The 18,400-nt window shown below is 40.6% G+C and carries 19 protein-coding genes and 1 tRNA gene; 12 read left to right on the top strand and 8 right to left on the bottom strand.

Going from position 1 to position 18,400, the window contains the following annotated elements; translation table 11 throughout:
• Window positions 1-121 precede the first annotated feature (121 nt).
• The 7 genes from HCZ11_RS19225 to lolB form a co-directional block, all read right to left on the bottom strand.
• A tRNA-Met gene (locus tag HCZ11_RS19225) sits at window positions 122-198 on the bottom strand.
• A gap of 619 nt (window positions 199-817) precedes the next feature.
• Entirely contained in the window at window positions 818-1,909 is a 1,092-nt protein-coding gene (gene ychF, locus HCZ11_RS19220; RefSeq protein ID WP_130051175.1) for a redox-regulated ATPase YchF, read from the bottom strand.
• Between the two features lie 34 nt (window positions 1,910-1,943).
• Window positions 1,944-2,528: an aminoacyl-tRNA hydrolase gene (pth, locus tag HCZ11_RS19215; RefSeq protein WP_082874093.1), complete on the bottom strand. Its 585-nt coding sequence runs from the start codon at window positions 2,526-2,528 to the stop codon at window positions 1,944-1,946.
• Between the two features lie 19 nt (window positions 2,529-2,547).
• On the bottom strand, window positions 2,548-3,159 hold the full coding sequence (locus HCZ11_RS19210) for a 50S ribosomal protein L25/general stress protein Ctc (protein WP_130051176.1): 612 nt from the start codon (window positions 3,157-3,159) through the stop codon (window positions 2,548-2,550).
• Between the two features lie 152 nt (window positions 3,160-3,311).
• Window positions 3,312-4,259 (bottom strand): ribose-phosphate pyrophosphokinase, encoded by a 948-nt coding sequence (locus HCZ11_RS19205; protein ID WP_130051177.1) that lies wholly within the window; start codon window positions 4,257-4,259, stop codon window positions 3,312-3,314.
• Window positions 4,260-4,338: 79 nt separating this feature from the next.
• Window positions 4,339-5,205: a 4-(cytidine 5'-diphospho)-2-C-methyl-D-erythritol kinase gene (ispE, locus tag HCZ11_RS19200; protein ID WP_130051178.1), complete on the bottom strand. Its 867-nt coding sequence runs from the start codon at window positions 5,203-5,205 to the stop codon at window positions 4,339-4,341.
• A 2-nt stretch (window positions 5,206-5,207) separates the two neighbouring features.
• On the bottom strand, window positions 5,208-5,795 hold the full coding sequence (gene lolB, locus HCZ11_RS19195; RefSeq protein WP_130051179.1) for a lipoprotein insertase outer membrane protein LolB: 588 nt from the start codon (window positions 5,793-5,795) through the stop codon (window positions 5,208-5,210).
• An 83-nt stretch (window positions 5,796-5,878) separates the two neighbouring features.
• Here lolB and hemA point away from each other — a divergent pair, with 83 nt between their 5' ends.
• From hemA to rlmM, 12 genes are all read left to right on the top strand, one after another.
• Window positions 5,879-7,135, top strand: coding sequence for a glutamyl-tRNA reductase (gene hemA, locus HCZ11_RS19190; protein WP_175580517.1), 1,257 nt, complete (start codon window positions 5,879-5,881; stop codon window positions 7,133-7,135).
• A gap of 7 nt (window positions 7,136-7,142) precedes the next feature.
• On the top strand, window positions 7,143-8,228 hold the full coding sequence (gene prfA / locus HCZ11_RS19185; RefSeq protein ID WP_054551648.1) for a peptide chain release factor 1: 1,086 nt from the start codon (window positions 7,143-7,145) through the stop codon (window positions 8,226-8,228).
• Between the two features lie 2 nt (window positions 8,229-8,230).
• Entirely contained in the window at window positions 8,231-9,073 is an 843-nt protein-coding gene (prmC, locus tag HCZ11_RS19180) for a peptide chain release factor N(5)-glutamine methyltransferase (RefSeq protein ID WP_167659221.1), read from the top strand.
• A gap of 45 nt (window positions 9,074-9,118) precedes the next feature.
• Window positions 9,119-10,657 carry a response regulator gene (locus HCZ11_RS19175; protein ID WP_167659220.1) on the top strand — a complete coding sequence of 513 codons (1,539 nt, stop codon included), beginning with the start codon at window positions 9,119-9,121 and terminating at the stop codon, window positions 10,655-10,657.
• A 21-nt stretch (window positions 10,658-10,678) separates the two neighbouring features.
• Window positions 10,679-11,053, top strand: coding sequence for a SirB2 family protein (locus tag HCZ11_RS19170; protein ID WP_167659219.1), 375 nt, complete (start codon window positions 10,679-10,681; stop codon window positions 11,051-11,053).
• Window positions 11,054-11,184: 131 nt separating this feature from the next.
• Window positions 11,185-12,012: a tetratricopeptide repeat protein gene (locus HCZ11_RS19165; protein ID WP_130051184.1), complete on the top strand. Its 828-nt coding sequence runs from the start codon at window positions 11,185-11,187 to the stop codon at window positions 12,010-12,012.
• Between the two features lie 16 nt (window positions 12,013-12,028).
• Window positions 12,029-13,282: a DUF819 domain-containing protein gene (locus tag HCZ11_RS19160; protein WP_130051185.1), complete on the top strand. Its 1,254-nt coding sequence runs from the start codon at window positions 12,029-12,031 to the stop codon at window positions 13,280-13,282.
• Between the two features lie 9 nt (window positions 13,283-13,291).
• Window positions 13,292-14,146, top strand: a complete 855-nt coding sequence (gene kdsA, locus HCZ11_RS19155; protein WP_130051186.1) for a 3-deoxy-8-phosphooctulonate synthase — start codon at window positions 13,292-13,294, stop codon at window positions 14,144-14,146.
• 100 nt (window positions 14,147-14,246) lie between these two features.
• A complete protein-coding gene (locus tag HCZ11_RS19150; protein ID WP_063706073.1) occupies window positions 14,247-15,143 on the top strand; it encodes a transcriptional regulator GcvA in 897 nt (298 codons plus the stop codon).
• 1 nt (window position 15,144) lies between these two features.
• On the top strand, window positions 15,145-15,789 hold the full coding sequence (locus HCZ11_RS19145) for an alpha/beta family hydrolase (protein WP_130051187.1): 645 nt from the start codon (window positions 15,145-15,147) through the stop codon (window positions 15,787-15,789).
• On the top strand, window positions 15,786-16,154 hold the full coding sequence (locus HCZ11_RS19140) for a DUF423 domain-containing protein (RefSeq protein WP_167659218.1): 369 nt from the start codon (window positions 15,786-15,788) through the stop codon (window positions 16,152-16,154). The genes HCZ11_RS19145 and HCZ11_RS19140 overlap by 4 nt, the downstream gene beginning before the upstream one ends.
• 9 nt (window positions 16,155-16,163) lie before the next feature.
• Window positions 16,164-17,249, top strand: coding sequence for a 23S rRNA (cytidine(2498)-2'-O)-methyltransferase RlmM (rlmM, locus tag HCZ11_RS19135; RefSeq protein WP_130051188.1), 1,086 nt, complete (start codon window positions 16,164-16,166; stop codon window positions 17,247-17,249).
• A gap of 71 nt (window positions 17,250-17,320) precedes the next feature.
• Here the strand turns inward: rlmM and cysZ are convergent, their stop codons facing one another.
• A complete protein-coding gene (cysZ, locus tag HCZ11_RS19130) occupies window positions 17,321-18,049 on the bottom strand; it encodes a sulfate transporter CysZ (protein ID WP_130051189.1) in 729 nt (242 codons plus the stop codon).
• Window positions 18,050-18,400 lie beyond the last annotated feature (351 nt).

Below are 18,400 nucleotides of genomic sequence, written 5' to 3'. Positions count from 1 at the left end.
TCTCACAACCGAAGTTACTGGAACCTAAATCCAGCGCGTCTACCAATTCCGCCACTCCCGCATCATTTGTACTTAAAGTACTGGTAGTTATTTTAAACTCTTCATTGAGCAACAAAAAGAATGGTGGCTAAGACGGGATTTGAACCTGTGACCCCATCATTATGAGTGATGTGCTCTAACCAACTGAGCTACTTAGCCATCTTTTTTGTTAGCACTTCATCGCTGAGTGCGGGGCGTATTATGCTGATATGACCTAAATCCGTCAACACCTTTTTTGCAAAAAAACGCTTATCTGTGTTTGTTTGCGCTAAAATTAAGCTAAGTGGCTAAATTTCATTTGAATTGCTGTTTTTTTGACAGCTATTTGCCAATTTAAAACTGCAATCTGCTTTGAGGTTGTTATTACACTGATTTAAATCTGATTGATTTTTAAACAAAAATCAAGTTGCAAAATTAGTTAGTGTGTTCTTTTAGGCTGTTTAATCGCATAAAAGTCAAAGTTAAGGGTTTTCAATAAGCACTTTAGCTAAAAATAGTTTGCACTTTTACCTATTATTGGTTCATTAATTCAGCAATAGGGTAGATTGAATTGATACTGACCTTATTAACTTTCTGGTTAAACTGTTGTTGAGATCAGCTTGCTTAACTCATATGTGTAAAAATACGATTTGCAATCAATACACGTAAATTAAAGAACATTAATCCCCTAAAGTGACAGGCATCTTTAAGACTAGCACTATCTACAAAGCTAGCAAAACTTAGGTAATAAAAAAGGCTCGTAATAACGAGCCTTTTAAAATAAAACTAGCGAAAATGCTTATACGTTAAATAAGAAGTTCATTACATCACCATCTTTAACGATGTATTCTTTACCTTCTTGGCGCATTTTACCTGCTTCTTTAGCACCACTTTCACCTTTAAACGCAATGTAGTCATCAAATGCGATAGTTTGTGCACGGATAAAGCCACGCTCAAAGTCAGTGTGGATTTTACCCGCAGCTTGTGGCGCAGTTGCACCTACAGGGATTGTCCATGCACGTACTTCTTTTACGCCTGCAGTGAAGTATGTTTGTAATTTAAGTAACTCGTAACCACCGCGGATCACTAAGTTAAGACCTGGCTCTTCTAAACCTAAGTCAGCCATAAATTCTAATTTATCTTCTTCTTCAAGCTCAGATAACTCAGATTCAATAGCAGCACATACTGGAATAACAACGGCATCTTCTGCAGCAGCAATTTCACGTACTTTATCTAGGTAAGGGTTATTTTCAAAACCATCTTCTGCTACGTTAGCAATGTACATAGTTGGTTTAATTGTTAAGAAGTTAAGAGGCTTAATTGCAGCCTGTTCTTCTTTTGTTAGTTCTAAAGAACGTAACGTTAAACCTTCATCTAGATGTACTTTCACTTTTTCTAAAACAGCATTTTGTTCTTTAGCGTCTTTGTCGCCGCCTTTAGCTTTTTTAGCATTACGTAAAATGGCTTTGTCAGCACTGTCCATATCAGCCAGTACTAATTCAGTGTTAATTACATCAATATCATCAGCAGGGTCAATTGTGCCAGCAACGTGAACAATGTTTTCATCTTCAAAACAACGAACAACATGACCAATCGCATCTGTTTCACGAATGTTTGCTAGGAACTGGTTACCTAAACCTTCACCTTTAGATGCACCTTTTACTAGACCGGCAATATCAACGAATTCCATCGTCGTTGGTAAAATACGCTGAGGATTTACGATAGCGGCTAAATCATTTAAGCGCGCATCAGGAACCGGTACCACACCCGTATTTGGTTCGATGGTACAGAAAGGGAAGTTAGCGGCTTCAATACCCGCTTTAGTTAGTGCATTAAATAGTGTTGATTTACCAACGTTTGGCAAACCAACGATGCCACATTTAAAACCCATAGTAAGATACCTTGTGTAATTTCATTAAAACGGATTAAGGTTTAAATGAATGTAGTCTGTTTTGTGCTTTTAACACACCATCTTTTGCAAGTATTTCCATACAACGAACTGCTTCGTCAACGGCGGCGTCCATTTTTTCTTGATCGTCTTTCGCAGCTTTACCTAGCACCCAGCCTGTTACCATTTCTCGGTGACCAGGATGACCAATGCCAATACGAAGACGCATGAAATCTTTTTGGTTTGCCATTTTCGCAATAATATCTTTTAAACCGTTGTGACCGCCGTGGCCACCACCTTTTTTAAGTTTTGCAACCCCTGGTTCTAAGTCCATTTCATCGTGTGCAACGAGAATGTTCTCTACAGGAATTTTAAAGAAATTAGCGAGACTACTCACCGCTTTACCACTTAAATTCATATAAGTCGTAGGGATCAGTAATTTAAATTCTTGGCCTTGAATAATCACTTTGCCAGTGAGGCCGTGATATTTTGGATCATGTTTGAGTGTGCAGTTATAACGTGCAGCCAGTTCTTCGATGAACCAAGCACCTGCATTATGGCGTGTATTTGCGTATTCGGGGCCTGGATTAGCCAGGCCCACAAGCATTTGAATAGAATTCAAGGTGTTTACACCTTAAAAATTATTCTGCAGCGTCTTCTGAAGCTTCGTCTTCAGCAGGAGCTGCTTTGTTAGCTTTGATAGTAACAACTGACTGATCGTGATCAGCGCCTTTAGCTAGCTCAACAGATGAAACACCTGAAGGAAGTTTAAGGTCAGAAAGGTGGATTGAATCACCTGCTACTAGATCAGCAACATCAACTTCTACGAACTCAGGAAGTGACTTAGGAAGACACGTGATTTCGATTTCAGTTAATTGGTGAACAACTGTGTTGCCTGCTTTAGTTACTTTGTCTTCACCGATGAAGTGTACTGGCACTTTAGTGTGAAGTTTGTGAGTAGCATCTACACGTTGGAAGTCTAAGTGAGTGATCTTAGGCTTGAACGGGTGACGTTGAATATCTTTAAGGATAGCTTCAACTGACTCGCCACCGATGTTTAAAGTAAGGATATGCGTGTAGAAACCTTCGTCTTCTTGCGCTTTGATCATATCTTTGTGTGCAAGAACGATTGATGCAGCTTCTTTGTCAGCACCGTAAAGGATTGCAGGAACTTTATCTTCACGGCGTAGGCGGCGGCTCGCACCAGTACCTGTTTCTGTACGTAATTCTGCATTGTATGTGTAAGTTGACATAATGTCTCCAATAATTAATAGTCTTAGGGCCTTTGCGACCAAGGTCCCCAGCCAAAAGGCGCGCTATCATACCACCCCTTTCAGGGAAAATAAATAACGACTACAAAAAAAGCACCTAGGCGGTGCTTTTTATAGTATTTCAGTGACTTTGATTAGTGTTCAAACATCGCTGAAATAGATTCTTCGTTGCTGATACGACGGATTGTTTCAGCAAGCATATCTGCAAGCGTAAGCACTTTAATTTTATCAATTGCTTTAAGCTCATCAGTTAATGTAATTGAGTCAGTTACGATAACTTCGTCAATCACTGAATTACGGATGTTCTCAGCTGCATCACCTGAAAGCACAGGGTGAGTTGCGTAAGCAAATACGCGTTTTGCACCGTGCTCTTTAAGTGCTGCCGCTGCCTTACATAAAGTGCCACCAGTATCGATCATATCATCAACGATGATACAGTCACGACCTTCAACGTCACCAATAATGTGCATTACTTGTGAAACGTTTGCTTGCGGACGACGCTTGTCAATAATAGCAAGGTCTGTGTCGTTTAATAGCTTAGCGATTGCACGAGCACGAACAACACCACCGATGTCAGGAGAAACAACCACAACATCATCGAAGTCGCGTTCTTTCATATCTTCAAGTAGCACTGGGCTACCAAATACGTTATCAACTGGTACGTCGAAGAAACCTTGGATTTGTTCAGCGTGTAAATCAACCGTCAGAACGCGGTCAACCCCAACACTTGAAAGGAAATCTGCAACTACTTTAGCTGTGATTGGAACACGCGCAGAACGCACGCGGCGGTCTTGACGTGAGTAACCAAAATAAGGAATAACTGCGGTAATACGTCCAGCAGATGCACGACGTAGGGCATCAACCATAACGATAAGCTCCATCAAGTTATCGTTAGTGGGGTTACAGGTTGATTGGACAATGAAAACGTCAGAGCCACGAACATTTTCATTAATTTGAACACTGATCTCACCGTCACTAAAACGGCCAACAACAGCATCGCCTAATTCAATATACAAACGTTTTGCAACTTTTTGAGCTAGCTCAGGTGTTGCGTTACCAGCGAAGAGCTTCATGTCAGGCACGGTAGGGTTCCTCAGGCACTGAATTTTGGGACTAACAGGCTATGGTAGGCACCAAAGCAGGTTAACATTTACTTGTACGTTACTTCATTTCAAAGTGAGCATTTAATGCTGTATGAGCAGGTGAAAGTGTAGCACTACTTGCAACAAAACCTGTCCATTTTTCTGGTAATTGAGCTAAAACTTGTTGTGCTTCTGCCTCGGTTGAAAACTCAGCAAAGCAGCAAGCGCCTGTACCAGTCATCTTTGACGGTGCGTATTTTAGCAACCACTGCAGGGCTTTTTCAACCTCGGGGCAGAGCTTTTTAACTAAAGCCTCACAATCGTTGCCTAAATTTTCTATTTGCCAGTCTGCTTTTAGCTTGGGAGTGTCGCGTTTTAAATCAGGGTGAGTAAAAATTTTCGCGGTGCTGACATGTTCCCCTGGATGAATAACACAAAACCAGCTTCGCGGTAATTCAACATTTTCTAACTGCTCGCCAATACCATGAGCAATCGCGCTGTGACCATTAATAAACACCGGAACATCGGCGCCTAATGTTACTCCAAGTTTTGCTAACTCTGCGAGTGATAAATCACAGCCCCATAGCTTATTGAGAGCTAATAGGGTAGTGGCCGCATCGGATGAACCACCACCGACGCCACCGCCCATAGGCAAGCGTTTTAATAATTCTATAGAAACGCCTTGTTGGCAATCACAATGCTGTTGTAATAAACGGGCTGCTTTGTATATAAGATTGTCTGTTAACTCAATGCCGCTGGTATCACCCTTTACATTTATGTCCAGATCATTGGTCACTGTAAATGTTAAGTCATCACCAAATTCTAAAAAGGTAAATAAAGTTTCTAGTTCATGGTAGCCATCTTCACGGCGACCATTAATATGAAGAAATAAATTAAGTTTTGCTGGTGCTATTAAAGTTAGCGGGGCGGTTGAAGCTTGCGTCATTATTAATTTAACTGCCAATCATTAAGTTGAATTTTAATACGAATTTTTTGGTTTTTAAGGCTTAGCTTAACAGGAAGCCAATAGCCATTATGTTTGATGTAATTTGAATAGCTAATCTGCCATTGCTGACCATCTTGAGCTTGCCATATAAGTTTTTTTAAACGACCTTGCTCATCAAAGCTGGCTTGTTCGTTTTCTACAGTTCCTTTTAGCCATTTTGCCGCGTTATCTAATGGGATTGAAAAACCTGTTAGGCGATATAATAACATTGAGGCATCACTATCTGTATAAACATCGCCATCATATTCAAGTTCAGCACCTTGTGCATTTTGTTTTAAAGATAGGATGCGAGTACCAATAAAACTGGTGAGTACCATTTCACTGTGCTGCTCATCGTGCTGCCAATTTAAATTGGCGGATTGGCGTTGCTCTGTACTAATAAATGCCATTTTGCCTTGTACTTGCCACTGAGCTTGTTGTTCTAATCGGCTTTTCCAGTCGGGATAAATGTAATCAACTGTTGAAATTTTTTGCGCACAGCCACCTATAAATAAAAAAAATATGAATAAAATCAAATATTGTTTAATCAAATGTCGTTCCTTACTTTCCATATTCCGCTGATTTTTGGTAAAATTAACGCCTTTACAGCTGGGCTTAGCAATATTTGGTACATATGACCATCGTAGCACTTGGTATAAATCACAAAACCGCATCCGTAGAATTACGTGAAAAAGTCGCTTTTTCGCCAGAGCAAATGTCTGAGGCGTTGCAGCAATTAAGTGGTCACTCGCATTTTAATGAGGCGGTTATTGTTTCGACCTGCAACCGAACTGAAATCTATTGTAGCCTTGCCGAGCGTAATTCCCAAACCCTGTTGCACTGGTTAGCCAGTTTCCATGGGTTGGATGAACAGGAACTGAGCAATAATGTTTATTATCATGAAGATCATGAAGCAATTAACCATTTAATGCGGGTTTCATGTGGTTTAGATTCGTTAGTACTCGGTGAGCCGCAAATTTTAGGGCAAATAAAGCAAGCTTACCATAATGCGAAAACCCATGATGCGATAGGTGTAACCTTCGACCGTTTATTTCAAAAAACATTTTCAGTTGCAAAACAAGTTCGTACCGAAACTGATATTGGTGCCAGTGCGGTATCTGTTGCTTATGCAGCTGTTAATCTTGCTAAGCACATTTATGGCAAATTAGATAAGACCAATGTATTGCTTATTGGGGCTGGTGAGACGATAGAGCTGGTTGCTAAACACTTATACCAAAATGATCCGCAAAAAATAACAGTTGCTAACCGTACTATTGAACGAGCTAAAACGTTAGCAGATGATGTTAATGCGGATGTCATTGCATTAGCTCAGTTACCTGAGCGTTTACATGATGCAGATATTGTAATTAGTTCAACCGCCAGTACTTTGCCCATCATTGGTAAAGGGGTAGTAGAACAAGCGCTGAAAAAGCGCCGTCACAAACCAATGTTATTTATTGATATTGCAGTACCACGTGATATCGAGAGCCAAGTAGGCGAATTAGATGCGGCCTATTTGTATTCAGTTGATGACTTACAAGCCATAGTAAGCGAGAATATCGCCGCCCGTGAGCAGGCTGCTGAGCAAGCACAAGCTATTATTCGCTCACGTACCGATGAATTTGCTATGTGGTTGCGTTCACTCGATTCGGTGGATTTAATTCGCCATTATCGTAACGATGTACAAGATATAAAGTCAGAACTAGTCGAAAAAGCCTTAGGCCAGCTGCAAGCAGGTAAAGAAGCTGAAAAAGTTATACTCGAGTTGGCAAACAAACTGACCAACCGCTTGATGCACGCACCTACCCGTGCCATTCAAGATGCTGCTAAAAAAGGTGAAGCAGCGGAGTTAAGCCAATTAAAGAAAATGTTAGGTATTGATCAGGAATAGTCGTTAAATGAAAGAGTCTGTTTATAGAAAATTAGAAACCTTAGTTGAGCGTTATGAGGAAGTGCAAGCGCTACTAAGCGACCCCTCTGTGATCAGCGACCAAAATCGCTTTCGTGCCTTATCTAAAGAATACTCAGAATTAGAAGAAATCGTAAAAGCATTTTTAGCTTACCAACAAGCACAAGATGATGTTGCTACTGCTGAAGAAATGTTAAAAGACTCTGATCCTGATATGCGTGAAATGGCGCAAGAAGAATATAAAGAAGCAAAAGCACAAATAATTGCTTTAGAAGACGAAATCCAAATTCTAATGTTACCTAAGGACCCTAAAGACAATAATAACGTCTACCTAGAGGTTCGTGCCGGTACCGGTGGTGATGAAGCTGCTATCTTCGCAGGTGACTTATTCCGTATGTACAGTCGCTACGCTGAAACTAAAAAGTGGAAGGTGGAAGTCGTTAGTACTAATGAAGGTGAGCACGGCGGTTATAAAGAAGTGATTGCACATATCTCAGGTGAAGGTGTTTATGGTCAGCTTAAGTTCGAATCAGGTGCGCACCGTGTACAACGTGTACCAGAGACAGAATCGCAAGGCCGTGTTCATACATCTGCGTGTACTGTAGCAGTCATGGCTGAAATTCCTGAAGCGGAAGCAATTGAGATTAATCCTGCGGATATTAAAGTAGATACTTTCCGTGCATCGGGTGCCGGTGGTCAGCACGTAAATAAAACCGACTCAGCAATCCGTATTACGCATATTCCAACGGGCGTAGTTGTAGAGTGTCAGGATGAACGTTCACAGCATAAAAACCGTGCTAAAGCGATGTCAGTACTTGGTGCGCGCTTACAACAAGCTGAAGATGAAAAGCGTCAAGCGGCTGAAGCATCAGAGCGTCGTAACCTAGTAGGTAGTGGTGACCGTTCTGAGCGTATTCGTACTTATAATTACCCGCAGGGTCGTATCACAGATCACCGTATTAATTTAACGCTTTACCGTTTAAATGAAGTAGTTGCAGGTGATTTGGGCAGTGTTATTGAACCTCTAATGCAAGAACACCAAGCTGATTTACTTGCTGCGATGGGCGATGAATAATCGTGCCGCAAAGCATTGAACAAGCAATTGTTGCTGCAACGGCGTTATTAACGCCTAGCAGCGACAGTGCTAAGCTAGACGCACAAGTCCTCTTATTATCCATTCTTGATAAACCACGCAGTTACTTATTTACCTGGCCAGAAAAACAACTTACCGAACAGCAACAACTTGATTTTGAAAAAGCATGTCAGCGCCGTTTAAATGGTGAACCTGTTGCTCACATTGTTGGCTTTCGTGAATTTTGGAGCCTTCCTTTGAAGGTTAACCCAACGACTTTGATCCCAAGACCCGATACCGAAACTTTAGTTGAGTATGCTTTAGGTCTTGAATTACCTGCTGATGCCAAGGTGCTTGATTTAGGCACGGGAACAGGGGCAATTGCCTTAGCATTAGCCAGTGAAATGCCAAGTTGGCAGGTGACAGGGGTTGATAGAGTTGCTGATGCAGTTGAGCTTGCCCAAGAGAACAAACAACGACTTAGTATTAACAACGCCACTTTTACGTTGAGCAATTGGTTTAGTGCAGTAAGTACAGAAAAGTTTGACCTAATTGTCAGCAATCCTCCGTATATTGAACATGATGATGAGCACTTAAGCCAAGGTGATGTTCGCTTTGAACCGCTCTCTGCATTAGTTGCAGATGATGACGGTATGGCTGATATTAAACAAATTATTACTAGCGCGCGTGACTATTTAACGACAAATGGCTATCTTTTAATTGAACATGGCTACAAACAAAGTGTGAAGGTACAAGAATTTTTTGCACAAATGTCGTATAGCCATATACTTACAATTAAAGATCTTGGCGGTAATGACCGTGTAACCTTAGCACAATGGCCTAAATAATCATGAAGAGCACTGTGCGTACATAGCCTTTGAGGGTCCCATACAATGGATGATTTTTTGTTTTCGGATGAAGCACTTGATGAAGTTAATGAGGTGGTTCAGGGTAGTTGGAAAGTCATCATCGTCGATGATGAGCCAGAAGTACATGCCGTAACAAAGCTTGCGTTGAGTGACTTTGAATTTCAAGATAAACGCTTAGAGTTTATTAGTGCCTATTCGGGTGAAGAAGCCAAAGAGGTAATTGAGCAGCATCCAGATGCTGCCATCGTATTACTTGATGTGGTAATGGAAACTGACGACGCAGGCCTTAGGGTTGCTAAGTTTATTCGCGAAACTGCAAAAAATAATCACATTCGTATCATTCTTCGTACCGGTCAGCCAGGTCAAGCACCTGAGCGACAAGTGATAGTTAACTACGATATCAATGACTACAAGTCAAAAACTGAGCTAACTGCACAAAAACTTTTTACCGTGGTTATGTCGAGTTTACGTTCTTACCGTGACATTTTATCGATTGAGCAATCTCGTCAAGGCCTTGAAAAAATTATTAAAGCATCACGTGATATTTTCTCAACTCATTCACTTGAGAGCTTTATTGAAGGGGTGATGCAACAACTCACCTCATTACTCGGTACTGTAGATCAAGCAATGTATGCAACAAGCTTAGTTGCCAGTAACCCGCAGGATAATCAAAAGAAGTTAGTGGTATTTTCGGGGCGTGGTGAGTTTGAACGTAGTGAAGGTAAGGCTATCGAAGAAGTCCTAGATAATGAGCAGTTGCAAGCCTGCCAGCAAGCATTGAACGAAAAAACCATCGTCTACCGTGAAAATTATTTATTTGCTTATTGTTGTAGTGAATGTAATCACAACTCGATGTTATTTATTTCCGGTATCCCTAAGCATTTAACAGACACTCAGCGTCATCTGATTGAAATTTTTTCACAAAATGTGCAGTTGGCGTATGAAAATGTACAGTTACAATCTGAAATTGAAGCAACACAGCAAGAGTTAGTATTTAGGCTTAGTGAAGCGTTAGAGCAACGCTCAACGGAAACCGGTAACCATGTAAAACGTGTTTCGCACATTTGCTATGAATTGGCCTTGGGCTATGGTTTACCCAAACGCGAAGCTGAACTTATTCGCTTAGCAGCGCCCCTACATGATGTAGGTAAAGTGGGTATTCCTGATGCAATTTTAAATAAGCCAGGGCCGCTCACCGACGAAGAATGGGCTATCATGCAGCAGCATGCTGAAAAAGGTCATTTAATTTTAAAAGATTCAAATCGTGACATTGTTAATACAGGAGCCATTATTGCTTTATCACATCATGAGCGTTGGGATGGTTCAGGCTATCCGAAAGGTTTAAAAGGTGAGGAAATTCCAATTGCAGGTCGCATTGTAGCATTAGCTGATGTGTTTGATGCGCTACGTCATAAACGCTGTTATAAAGAGCCGTGGTCACTTGAAGATGTAATCAAGGAAATTAACTCGCAACAGGGCAAACAATTTGATCCGAAGTTAATTGAAGTGTTTAATCAGCGGGTTAAAGAAATAGAAGACGTACTTGTACGTTATCCAGATTAATTAAAACAAAATTAGGGGCATATGGATTATTTAGCAGTAAAACATACTCACATGCTGTTTGCCGTGTTGAGTATTATCTTATTTTACGTTCGTTCGTTTTCACGCTTAAAATCGGGCACTTTGGCAAAAAATAAAGTGGTATTTATTGGTAGTCATAGTATCGACACTTTACTGCTAGTTTCTGCAGTGGTATTGATTGTGATGGCAGGACTTAACCCTTTAGAGCAGTCTTGGTTATTAGAAAAGATAATCTTAGTTATTGCATACATTGTGTTAGGTGTTGTTGCTGCTAAGCAAAATGCAAAAAGTGCGAAGCTCGTATTACTTGTAATCACCACACTCATCTTATTGGCAATTGGCTATTTAGCCTCTGCTAAAACAGCACTTCTTCTTTAAGAATCTCTAAGCGGTATTTGATGGCCTAGGTTGTCATACCGCTTTTTTATATCTCATCGCTCAGTATTGGTAACTTAGGGGAAAAGTAGGTAAACTAGCTGTTCGTTTTTGTAAGAGATGTAGCAGTATAAATGACCACCCCTTGGTTTGAAGATCAAAATGAATCCTATCAAGAAGAGGCCTTTGACGCATTTTCTTCGAAAGTGCTTTATCGTTGTATCGACGCTGAATTGAAGTGGGATCATCAAGCTGATTTAACAGCCTGTTATGACACCCTCAATGAGCTTGAAGACACGGTAACAGCTCTTTGCGCTGAATTAAAAGAGCCACATGAGCGTCTCGATAAGTTACTTGATACCTTTTATCAACAATGGCTATTTAGCTCATCAAGCTTAAAAGTGCCTGAGTATACGTTAAATAGTTTTAGCTACACCATTACCATGCGCAGTGGTACACAAACCACGCTGGCAGTTTTACTTTGTCATTTATTGCAACATGCTGAATTGGACGCGACTGTTACTCTTAGTCAAGGAGACGTGCACGTTCATGTTGGTATGAGTGATGAAGAAGGTTATTTAATTGAGCCCAGCACGGGACAGCAGAGCTGGTATATAACACCAGAGAATGCGTGTGAAGAAAATGGTGATGAACAAGAACCTCTTGAGCTGATTTTTGATGAAGAGCTATATAAATTATATTTAGCTCAGCAAAAATGGTCTTTTATTAGCGAAAGTAAATTTGGTCATGCTTTGCATTGTGTTGAAATGTTGATGGAATTACTTGGTGATGACCCTTATGAGCGTCGTGACCGTGGTTATTTACTTAATCAGCTAGATTGCCCAAAAATGGCCCGCGATGATTTGCAGTACTTTATTAACGAGTGCCCAGATGATCCTGCTATCGAAGTTATTCAGCATCAAATTGCTGAAATAGAAGACAACAATAATACACACCACTAATTTTAAAGGAACATTTATGACTGACGCCCACAGTGCGCTAATTACCAATGACGCAGTCGTACTTGGTTTGCTTGCCGTTATTTTGGGGTTTATTTTTAAAACCTCTCACAGTAATAATGCTGCGTGCCAAAAATTTTATAAATACGTACCGGCATTATTACTTTGCTACTTTTTACCATCATTACTGAATACCTTTGGTATTGTTGATGGTCACTCTTCAAATGTTTATTTTGTTGCATCACGTTATTTACTGCCAGCCTGCTTAATATTGCTGACCATTAGTATTGATTTAAAAGCCATTATTAACCTTGGCCCTAAAGCATTAATAATGTTTTTAACGGGTACCATGGGTATCGTTATTGGTGGACCACTCGCTATCTTAGTAATGAGTGCGGTTTACCCTGAAGCTGTCGGAGGCCATGGCCCTGATGCTGTATGGCGCGGTATGACGACCATTGCTGGTAGCTGGATTGGTGGTGGTGCAAACCAAGCATCAATGAAAGAAATGTTTGAAGTGGGCGGTGATATTTTCTCTGCAATGGTAACTGTTGATGTCATCGTGGCGAACTTATGGATGGCGGTGTTGTTATTAATGGCAGCTAATCATAAGGCGATTGATGCCAAAACAGGGGCAGATACTCGTGCAATTGAAGATTTAAAAGAGCGCGTTGAAAAGTATCATGCTGAGCATGCGCGTATGCCAACCTTAAATGATTACATGACGATTATTGCTATTGCCTTTGGTATTACTGGCCTTGCTCATTTTTGTGCAGACTTTTTAGGTCCGTTTTTTGGGGCTAATTTCCCTTGGGCGCAAGAGTATAGTTTAAATAGTAAATTCTTTTGGTTGATTGTTATTTCTACCACCATAGGTATTAGTTTATCATTTACTAAAGTTCGCCATATTGAAGCCTTTGGTGCTTCAAAAGTAGCATCAAGCTTTTTATATATTCTTGTTGCTTCAATTGGTTTACATATGAATATTACCGCGATTTTTGACTCGCCAATGTATTTTGTACTGGGCGCGATTTGGATGATTACTCATGCAAGCTTAATGTTAATCGTCGCGAAACTAATTAAAGCACCACTGTTTTATATGGCAGTAGGCTCTCAAGCGAATGTAGGCGGCGCAGCATCTGCACCTGTTGTTGCATCAGCATTCCACCCGTCTCTCGCGCCAGTAGGTGTTTTACTTGCTGTTTTGGGTTACGGTGTAGGTACTTACATGGCTTATATTTGTGGATTAATGCTTCAAGCTGTTGCACCTTAAGGAATAGAAATGAACAACCAGTTAATTAAAATTAACGACATTGAATTAGCCAACAACAAGCCATTTGTGCTGTTTGGTGGTATGAATGTACTTGAATCACGTGATTTAGCGATGCGTATTGCTGAGCATTACGTAGAAGTAACATCAAAGCTAAACATTCCATATGTGTTTAAAGCATCTTTTGATAAAGCAAACCGCTCTTCAATTAATTCATACCGTGGCCCAGGTATGGAAGAAGGTTTAAAAATCTTTGAAGAAATTAAATCTACTTTCAATGTGCCTTTAATCACTGATGTACATGAGCCGCATCAAGCCGCACCTGTGGCTGAAGTTGTTGATGTTATTCAATTACCTGCTTTTCTTGCTCGACAAACTGATTTAGTCGTTGCTATGGCAAAAACTGGCGCCATTATCAACGTGAAAAAGCCACAGTTTTTAGCGCCACATGAAATGCGCCATATCATTAAAAAGTTTAATGAAGCGGGCAACAACAACGTTGCGCTGTGTGAACGTGGCACAAGCTTTGGTTATAACAACCTAGTGGTTGATATGCTAGGTATGGATGACATGAAGCCTATGGCGCCGGTTATCTTTGATGCAACACACGCATTACAGCGTCCTGGTGGTCGTGCTGACTCTGCGGATGGTCGCCGTGCACAAGCTGCAGAGCTTGCGCGTAGTGGTATGGCATTAGGTATTGCAGGTCTGTTCATTGAAGCACACCCTAATCCTAATGAAGCAAAATGTGATGGTCCTTGTGCACTTGCACTAAGTAAACTAGAAGGTTATTTATCGCAAATGAAAGCGGTTGATGACTTGGTTAAGAGCTTTGCACCACTAGATACTAGCGCTAGTGACTTGTAATCTTGCTATTTAAGTATGAAAAAGGCGACCATGGTCGCCTTTTTTTATTTGTATCGCTATAATCGACGCATAAGAAAAACTAATTCTAAGCTTGGTGATTATGTCTCGTCGTTTACCTCCCTTAAATGCGCTAAAAGCATTCGAAGCTGCGGCTCGTCATTTGAGCTTTACTAAAGCGGCAGAAGAGCTGTATGTAACGCAAGCAGCGGTGAGTCACCAAATTAAAACCCTAGAAGAGCATTTAGGTTTAAAACTGTTTTTGCGTAAAAATCGCTCGTTATTGCTGACCGAAGAAGGGCAAGGTTACTTTTTAGATATTAAAGAGATTTTTACCCAGCTGATTGATGCTACAGAAAAGTTGCTTGCACGAGGTGCGAAAGGTTCACTGACAGTGAGCTTAACGCCAAGTTTTGCGATTCAATGGTTAGTGCCCAGACTTAGTTTATTTAATGAATTACACCCTGAGATTGATGTGCGAATTAAAGCGCAAGATCAGGATGAGAATTCACTTTCTGACGATGTCGATATTGCCATTTATTATGGCCGAGGTCACTGGAGTGGGGTGCAAACTTATAAGCTGCACACTGAATATCTGGTGCCTTTATGTAGCCCATTATTATTAACAGGCCCTAAGCCACTCAATCAACCAAGTGATTTGGCGAATCATACGTTATTGCATGATACGACCCGTAAAAATTGGAAAACTTGGATGAAAACGGCTGGTGTGCGTAATGTGCAAGTTAACCAAGGGCCAATTTTTAGTCACTCATCGATGGTATTACAAGCTGCGGTGCATGGTCAGGGTGTTGCTATTGGTAATAGCGTATTAGCTAAACCTGATATTGATGCAGGTCGACTTGTCATACCGTTTAATCACTCATTAGAAAGTAAAAATGCTTACTATTTAGTGATCCGCGAATCGCAAACAGAGCTTGGTAAAATAGTGTCTTTCAAAGACTGGATGCTGAGCTTAGTAGAGCAAGAACAAGAGTATTAACATGTTACAGTGGTTTAAAAGTGCAACGGGCAATGCCCGTGCACAGTTTATATTTGCACACGGCGCAGGGGCGGGCAGCGACTCTGAGTTTATGCAAACAATGGCTAAACTTATTAGTCAGTTCAATATTGATGTGGCGTTGTTTGATTTTCAATATATGCAAATTGCAAAAGAGACAGGCAAGCGAAGACCGCCAGAGCGTGCTCCTAAGTTGCTTGCATACTTTGCAGAGGTGCTGAGAGAGAGACAGCCAGAGCTGCCTTTATTTATCGGTGGTAAATCAATGGGGGGGCGTATGGCTTCTATGCTTTGTACCGAGCAGAGCCTAGCTAAAATAGCCGGAGTTGTGGCTTTTGGTTATCCGTTTCACCCACCAGGAAAACCTGAAAAACTTCGTATAGAGCATTTTGCAGACATACCATGTCCTTTTTTAGTTCTGCAAGGTGAGCGCGATACATTTGGAAATCAGCAAGAGCTCGCTGATCTTAAAATGATTAATCCGCCAGAAATCAAATTTCTCAAAGATGGTGATCATTCACTAAAACCACGTAAAAAAAGTGGAATTACTGAAGAAGAGAATCTACAGCAAGCTGCTGATTATGCAGCAAAGTTTATTATTAATTTAGTGGCAGGAGATGAGCAATGATCAAACTATATTTAATGGTTGGCAGCTTATTCTGCATGTTTTCGGTGATGCTTGGTGCATTTGCCGCTCATGGTTTAAAAAACCGTGTCTCGGAATACGCAATTGGGATTTTTAAAACAGCTGCTGAGTATCAAATGGTGCATGGCCTTGCACTTATAGCTATTGCTATCTTAATTAAGTGGGGCATGAACCTAAGTTGGGCTGGTGGATTTTTTATAGCAGGTACGTTTCTATTTAGTGGTAGTTTGTATTTACTCGCATTAACGGGCATGAAATGGCTTGGGCCTATCACCCCTATTGGCGGCGTTTGTTTTATTATTGGTTGGGCTATTTTGTTAGTTCAAGCCGCACGATATAAGTTTTAAGGGTTATCTATGTCGAGTGTAATTATTTATTGTCGCAGTGGTTTTGAAAATGATGCCGCTGCTGAAATTACCTTTCAAGCTGCTGAACAAGGCTTTGCAGGTTACGTTAAAACAAAACCAAATACAGGTATTGTTGTTTATGAATGTTTTGATGCAAGTCACGGCGATGAAATCATAAAAAAAGTCGACTTCAAAAATATGGTATTTGCGCGTCAATGGTTTACTGGCACTCTAGTGGATAATATGCCACTTGAAGACCGTGTTAGTGCCATTGTTGATGCTGCCGCTGACTTTCCTGAATGTGGTGACTTACGCGTAGAAACGCCCGATACTAACGAAGGTAAAGAGCTGTCTAAGTTCTGCAAAAAGATTTCGACGCCACTGAAAAAGTCGCTTGAAAAGCGCTCGAAGGTAACTCGCGAGCTTGCAGAGAAGAAACCAGTAATGCATGTGTTATTTTTAGCAAATGACAGTGCTTATGTCGGCTATTCGTATACATTTAACAACTCGCCTTTCTTTATGGGTATTCCGCGCTTACGTATGCCTAATGATGCGCCGAGCCGCTCTACCTTAAAACTCGATGAAGCCTTTAACGTGTTTATTCCCCCCCATGAAGCCGAAGAACGTATGCAACCTGGCATGCGAGGCGTTGATTTAGGCGCTTGCCCAGGTGGTTGGACTTATCAGCTAGTGCGCCGTGGAATGTTTGTAAGCGCAATCGATAATGGCCCAATGAATGATGATTTGATGGAAACAGGGCAGGTTAAGCACTTCAGAGTAGATGGTTTTAAATATCGCCCTGAAAAGCGCAATATTCAGTGGTTAGTGTGTGACATGGTAGAGAAGCCGACAAAAGTGACTAATCTTATGATTGATTGGGCAGTTAATGCCTACGCTAAAGAGCTAATCTTTAATCTCAAGTTGCCTATGAAAAAACGTTTTGACAGCGTTTACGAATGTTTGAAAATGATCAAAGAAGAGCTTGATAAATATGGAGTGAGCTACGAGCTGCAAGCCAAGCATTTGTATCACGATCGTGAAGAGGTCACAGTACATTTGAATGTAACTAAGGTTCCACAAAGCCTTTACAGTTAGCATTAATTTGAAAATAAAAAGGCCAATAGCTAAAACTATTGGCCTTTTTATTAGACGATTAAACATCTAATTTAAGTTCGATATTTACTTCGGTAATTATCGACCCATAAACGTGTGCCTCCACATACTGCAACAGGCATGACAATTAAGTTAACAATTGGTATTGCTGTTAAAATCATTACAGCTAAACCAAAACCATAGGACAAGGTTTGCTTTTGCTTTAAGTCACCTTTCATTTCGTTAAAGCTAATTTTATGGTTATCGAAAGCGTAGTCTTCATATTGAACGGCATACATCCAACAGGTGAAAAGCACCCATAAAACTTGCCCGATCACAGGTAAAATCCACAATAAAATAAAAAAGCCAATAGCGCGTGGTAGGTAATAGCAAAGTTTTGTCCACTCTCGTCCTAGCATGCGTGGCACATCTTTCATTGTATCGAAAAGGCTATCGTCATTAATTTTTTGCCCAGTTAAGTAAAGCTCAACTTTTTCACTGAGCAGGCCGTTAAATGGGGCTGCTATAAAATTCGTAATAACCGTGAAGAGCATGCTGTAACTAAATAAAATCACCAGCACGGCAATCGGCCACATTAGCCATTCGAGCCAGCTAAGCCATTCTGGTAATAACGAGTTCATGTAAGCAAAGCCATCAGTGAGCCAACCGTACAAAAAGAACAGCGAACTACCAAAAAGCAGGATATTGATGGTTAAAGGAATAAGTACAAAACGTTTCAACCCCTTTTGGCTAATTAACTTAAAGCCAGAAAAGAAGTATTCCATACCTTGAGTGAACTGCACGAGAAAACCTCATCTTTTTTCTTGTTGTTTGCAGTATATGGTTTTAACGATATTTGAACAGCTTTTTTCCGTAACAAAGTGTTTAACTCTTTACATGGACAGTCACTTTAAGCCTAGCTCTCAGCTGTATTCCAAGGGAAGAAATTTAAATAGACAGTCATTACACTTAACTGTTCTTGGAAATTTAAATAGACAGTCATTACACTTAACTGTTTTTGCAGCACAAGAGTTTTTGTCTACACTTTAGTTACAGCCCATGCATTTTAAATTATCGGTTCAAGGAGTGGACGATGGCTTTAGCAAGGAAGCGGCAAATCTGTTTGTCGAATACTAAATACTATCACTGTGTAT

Source organism: Pseudoalteromonas sp. HF66, assembly GCF_011806445.1.
Lineage (GTDB): Bacteria > Pseudomonadota > Gammaproteobacteria > Enterobacterales > Alteromonadaceae > Pseudoalteromonas > Pseudoalteromonas apostichopi.
This window is presented reverse-complemented; position numbering and strand designations above follow the sequence as displayed.

What these genes read in the sequence shown, in the direction of transcription:
- ychF (WP_130051175.1), bottom strand. Translation starts at nt 1,909, where the DNA reads ATGGGTTTTAAATGTGGCATCGTTGGTTTGCCAAACGTTGGTAAATCA.
- HCZ11_RS19170 (WP_167659219.1), top strand. Translation starts at nt 10,679, where the DNA reads ATGGATTATTTAGCAGTAAAACATACTCACATGCTGTTTGCCGTGTTG.
- HCZ11_RS19175 (WP_167659220.1), top strand. Translation starts at nt 9,119, where the DNA reads ATGGATGATTTTTTGTTTTCGGATGAAGCACTTGATGAAGTTAATGAG.
- HCZ11_RS19150 (WP_063706073.1), top strand. Translation starts at nt 14,247, where the DNA reads ATGTCTCGTCGTTTACCTCCCTTAAATGCGCTAAAAGCATTCGAAGCT.
- HCZ11_RS19210 (WP_130051176.1), bottom strand. Translation starts at nt 3,159, where the DNA reads ATGTCAACTTACACATACAATGCAGAATTACGTACAGAAACAGGTACT.
- prfA (WP_054551648.1), top strand. Translation starts at nt 7,143, where the DNA reads ATGAAAGAGTCTGTTTATAGAAAATTAGAAACCTTAGTTGAGCGTTAT.
- HCZ11_RS19140 (WP_167659218.1), top strand. Translation starts at nt 15,786, where the DNA reads ATGATCAAACTATATTTAATGGTTGGCAGCTTATTCTGCATGTTTTCG.
- kdsA (WP_130051186.1), top strand. Translation starts at nt 13,292, where the DNA reads ATGAACAACCAGTTAATTAAAATTAACGACATTGAATTAGCCAACAAC.
- HCZ11_RS19165 (WP_130051184.1), top strand. Translation starts at nt 11,185, where the DNA reads ATGACCACCCCTTGGTTTGAAGATCAAAATGAATCCTATCAAGAAGAG.
- rlmM (WP_130051188.1), top strand. Translation starts at nt 16,164, where the DNA reads ATGTCGAGTGTAATTATTTATTGTCGCAGTGGTTTTGAAAATGATGCC.
- hemA (WP_175580517.1), top strand. Translation starts at nt 5,879, where the DNA reads ATGACCATCGTAGCACTTGGTATAAATCACAAAACCGCATCCGTAGAA.
- ispE (WP_130051178.1), bottom strand. Translation starts at nt 5,205, where the DNA reads ATGACGCAAGCTTCAACCGCCCCGCTAACTTTAATAGCACCAGCAAAA.
- HCZ11_RS19160 (WP_130051185.1), top strand. Translation starts at nt 12,029, where the DNA reads ATGACTGACGCCCACAGTGCGCTAATTACCAATGACGCAGTCGTACTT.
- HCZ11_RS19145 (WP_130051187.1), top strand. Translation starts at nt 15,145, where the DNA reads ATGTTACAGTGGTTTAAAAGTGCAACGGGCAATGCCCGTGCACAGTTT.